At 76.1% G+C, this 4,073-nt stretch carries 3 protein-coding genes and 1 pseudogene; all 4 read right to left on the bottom strand.

Annotation, left to right across the window (positions count from 1 at the left end):
- Positions 1–158: 158 nt before the first annotated feature.
- Positions 159–1,886 carry a DNA repair protein RecN gene (recN, locus tag AC51EU_RS27880; RefSeq protein ID WP_496269860.1) on the bottom strand — a complete coding sequence of 576 codons (1,728 nt, stop codon included), beginning with the start codon at positions 1,884–1,886 and terminating at the stop codon, positions 159–161.
- 207 nt (positions 1,887–2,093) lie between these two features.
- Entirely contained in the window at positions 2,094–3,041 is a 948-nt protein-coding gene (locus tag AC51EU_RS27875; RefSeq protein ID WP_496269859.1) for an NAD kinase, read from the bottom strand.
- Positions 3,038–3,853 carry a TlyA family RNA methyltransferase gene (locus AC51EU_RS27870; protein ID WP_496269858.1) on the bottom strand — a complete coding sequence of 272 codons (816 nt, stop codon included), beginning with the start codon at positions 3,851–3,853 and terminating at the stop codon, positions 3,038–3,040. Before AC51EU_RS27870 ends, AC51EU_RS27875 begins: the two co-directional genes overlap by 4 nt.
- A 7-nt stretch (positions 3,854–3,860) precedes the next feature.
- Positions 3,861–4,073 (bottom strand): annotated as a pseudogene (locus tag AC51EU_RS27865) (hypothetical protein); the annotation flags it as partial.

Genomic DNA, 4,073 nt, shown 5'->3' with positions numbered 1-4,073 from the left:
GGCACGAGGGGGCCGGCCGGTCGCGGGACGGCGCTGCTCCGGGCGGCCGGGGTGACCCGGGCCGCCTACGAGGCGCTGCGGAGAAGGCCGCCGGGCGGCGCCGTCCCGCGACCGGCCGTCCCCATCGTGCCCCTCCCCTCGTCCGCCCGCGCCGCCCGTCAGCGTCCGGCGCGGGCCGTCTCCAGCAGTTCCTCGGCGTGGGCGCGGGCCGTTTCGGAGTCGTCCTGCCCGGCGAGCATCCGCGACAGTTCGCGGACGCGGTCCTCGCCCTCCAGGACGGTGACGCCGCTGCGGGTGACGGAGCCGTCGTGGGTCTTCTCGACCAGCAGCTGCCGGTCGGCGAACGCCGCGACCTGCGGCAGATGCGTGACGACGACGACCTGCGCCGACTTCGCCAGCCGCGCCAGCCGCCTGCCGACCTCGACCGCCGCCCGGCCGCCGACCCCCGCGTCGACCTCGTCGAACAGATAGGTCGGTACGGGGTCGGAGCCCGCGAAGACGACCTCCACGGCGAGCATGACCCGGGAGAGTTCACCGCCGGAGGCGCCCTTGGCGATCGGCCGGGGCGGGGCGCCGGGGTGCGGGGCCAGCAGGAGTTCGACCTCGTCGGCGCCGGACGGGCCGTAGGTGACGGCGCGCCCGCCGACCTCGATGCCGTCGGTCTCCCCGTCGGCCTCGGTCTGCCGGACGGCGACGCTCACCCGGGCGTGCGGCATCGCCAGCTCGGCGAGTTCGGCGGTGACGGCGTCGGCGAACCGGCGGGCCGCGGCGTTCCGCGCGTCGGTCAACGCCTGGGCGAGCACCCCCAGTTCGGCGCGGAGCGCGTCGCGTTCCGCGGCCAGCTCGGTGATCCGGTCGTCGTCGCCGTCCAGTTCGGCGAGGCGTGCGGCGCTCTCCTCGGCCCAGGCCAGGACGGCCGTGGTGTCCTCGCCGTACTTGCGGGTCAGATGGGTCAGGGCGGCCCGGCGCTCCTCGACGGCGGCGAGCCGCAGCGGGTCGGCCTCCAGCCCGTCGGCGTATCCGGCCAGTTCACCGGCGACGTCCGCCATCAGGATGCCGATCTCCCCCAGCCGCTCGGCGAGGCCGGCGAGCCGGGCGTCATGGCCGCCGACCGTCTCCAGGGCCCGCCGGGCGCCCGCGACCAGGGTGGTGGCCTCGACGCTCTCGGGGTCCTCGGGGTTTCCGGCGAGCGCGGCGTGCGCGGCGCTGGCGGCGGAGGCCAGGGACTCGGCGTGGCCGAGCCGCTCGGCCTCGGCGGCGAGCGCGGCGTCCTCGCCGGGCAGCGGTTCGACGGCGGCGATCTCGTCGAGGCCGAAGCGCAGCAGGTCGGCCTCCTGGGAGCGCTCCCGGGCCCGGGTGGTCAGCTCGTCCAGCTCGGTGAGGACCGCGCGCAGTCTGCGGTGGGCGGTGGTGTAGGCGGCGAGGGGGACGGCGACGGTGTCCCCGGCGTAGCGGTCCAGGGCCTCGCGCTGGCGGGCGGGGCGGAGCAGGCCCTGCTGGTCGGTCTGGCCGTGCACGGCGACCAGGTCGTCGGACAGCTCCCCCAGCAGGCCGACCGGGACGGACCGGCCGCCGAGGTGGGCGCGGGAGCGGCCCTCGGCGGAGAGGGTCCGGCTGATGAGCAGTGCGCCGTCGTCGAGTTCGGCGCCGGCCTCCTCGGCCCGTGCGACGGCGGGGGCCGCGGGGTCGAGGGTGAGGCGGCCCTCGACGACCGCCGACCGGGCGCCGATGCGCACCAGGCCGGGGTCCGCGCGCCCGCCGAGCAGCAGGCCGAGGCTGGTGACGACCATGGTCTTGCCCGCGCCCGTCTCGCCCGTCACCGCCGTGAATCCCGGGGACAGCTCGACTACGGCGTCGTCAATGACGCCCAGGGACCGGATCCGCATCTCCTCCAACACGGATACGACCTTACGAGGTCCACCGCCCGCCCCGCGACGGCCTCCCGCCACTCCCGCCCCGGATTCCCCGGAAAACCCGGCCGGAACAGGCGGCCCGGACGTGGCGCCGGAATCCGCCGGGGCGTCCCGGCCGGCTCACCCGATCGGGACGCCCCGCGCCGTGCCGTCGTCACCGGCGGGCGGCGGGCGGCCCGCTCAGTGCGGCGCGCCGCGCCACCCCGCCACCGGGAGGGCGAACTTGGCCACCAGGCGGTCCGTGAAGGAGGCGTGGTGCAGCCGGGCGAGCCGTACCGGTACCGCGCCGCGGCGGACCTCCACCCGCGCGCCGGCGGGCAGTTCGACGCTGCGGCGGCCGTCGCACCACAGCACGCCGTGCGGCGTCTTGGGCTGCACCTCGACCGCGAGCACCGACTTCGGGGAGGTGACCAGCGGCTTGGCGAACAGCGCGTGCGCGCTGATCGGCACCATCAGCAGCGCCTCCACCTCGGGCCAGACGACGGGCCCGCCGGCCGAGAAGGCGTACGCGGTCGAGCCGGTCGGGGTGGCGCAGACCACGCCGTCGCCGCCGAAGCGGGAGACGGGGCGGCCGTCGACCTCGGTGACGACCTCCAGCATCCGTTCCCGCGCGGCCTTCTCCACCGACGCCTCGTTGAGCGCCCAGTCGGCGTGCACGATGCCGCCGTTGTTGCGGACGAGCACGTCGATGGTCATCCGCTCCTCGACCTCGTAGGCGCGGGTGACGACGCGGTCGACGACCTTGTCGAGGTCGTCGCGTTCGGCCTCGGCGAGGAAACCGACCCGGCCGAGGTTGACGCCGAGCATCGGGACGCCCGAGGTCCGGGCGAAGTCCGCGCCGCGCAGCAGGGTGCCGTCACCGCCGAGCACCACGAGCAGTTCGCAGCCCTCGGCCGCGCACTGCTCGGTCGCGACGCGTTCCACGGCCGCCGGCAGCGGCAGGTCGGCGGCCTCCTCCGCCAGGACGCGGACGCCGATGCCGTGGCCCAGCAGCCCCCGGACGACGCGTTCGGCGCTGCGGACGGCCGCCGGGCGGCCGGTGTGTGCCAGGAGGAAGACGGTCCGCCGTGCGGCGTTCCCCCCCTCCTCGGATGTCGCGCTGTCTTCAACTGCGTGTGTTGTGGTCAACGAGGCCCCTCCGCCACTGCACGGTCGACGTCCGCCGGGTCCAGTGCGGGCGCCCCGGCGCGCAGCCACAGAAAGTACTCGACATTGCCCGAGGGACCGGGAAGCGGGCTCGCGGTCACACCGAGGACGCCCAGGCCGAGTCCGGCGGCGCGGGCGGCGACCTCGCGGACCGCCTCGGCGCGCAGTTCGGGGCTGCGGACGACGCCGCCGCTGCCGAGGCGTTCCTTGCCGACCTCGAACTGCGGCTTGACCATCAGCACCAGGTCGGCGCCGGGGGCGGTGCAGGAGACGAGGGCGGGCAGGACGAGGCCGAGGGGGATGAAGGAGAGGTCGCCGACGACGAGGTCGACGGGCACCTGGTCGATGTGGTCGAGGGTCAGTTCGCGGACGTTCGTCCGGTCCTTGACGGTGACCCGGTCGTCGTTCTGGAGCGACCAGGCGAGCTGGCCGTAGCCGACGTCGACGGCGACGACATGGCCGGCGCCGGCCCGCAGCAGGACGTCGGTGAACCCGCCGGTCGAGGCGCCGGCGTCCAGGGCCCGGCGGCCCTCGACGCGCAGGCCGCGGGGGACGAAGGCGGCGAGGGCGCCGGCGAGCTTGTGGCCGCCGCGGGAGACGTAGTCCGGGTCGGAGTCGTCGGCGCGGACGACCACGGCCGCGCTGGTCTCGACCTGGGTGGCGGGTTTGGTCGCGACCGTCTTGCCGACGGTCACCCGTCCCGCGGCGATCAGCTGGCTCGCGTGCTCGCGCGAGCGGGCCAGCTTGCGGCGCACCAGCTCCGCGTCGAGTCGGCGTCGTGCCACTCCTGCCACCTGTGGTTCAGCTCCTGTTGTCGTGCGTCGTCGGGGACGGTGCGGGCGGTCCGGGGCGCTGGTCGAGGGCGGCCAGCGCGTCGCGCAGCCCACGGTGCACATCCTCGTACACCGCGAGGTGGCCGTCGGCGGGGAGGTCGTCGGCCTCGGCGAGACGGCCGAGCCGGGCGTCGACGGCGGCGTCACCGGTGGGGGCGACCTCGATGCCGAGCGGCTGCGG

It is taken from the genome of Candidatus Streptomyces philanthi, from assembly GCF_059553635.1.
The sequence above is the reverse complement of the archived record's forward strand: the minus strand, read 5'-3'. Positions and strand labels throughout refer to the sequence as shown.

What these genes read in the sequence shown, in the direction of transcription:
- recN (WP_496269860.1), bottom strand. Translation starts at nt 1,886, where the DNA reads ATGCGGATCCGGTCCCTGGGCGTCATTGACGACGCCGTAGTCGAGCTG.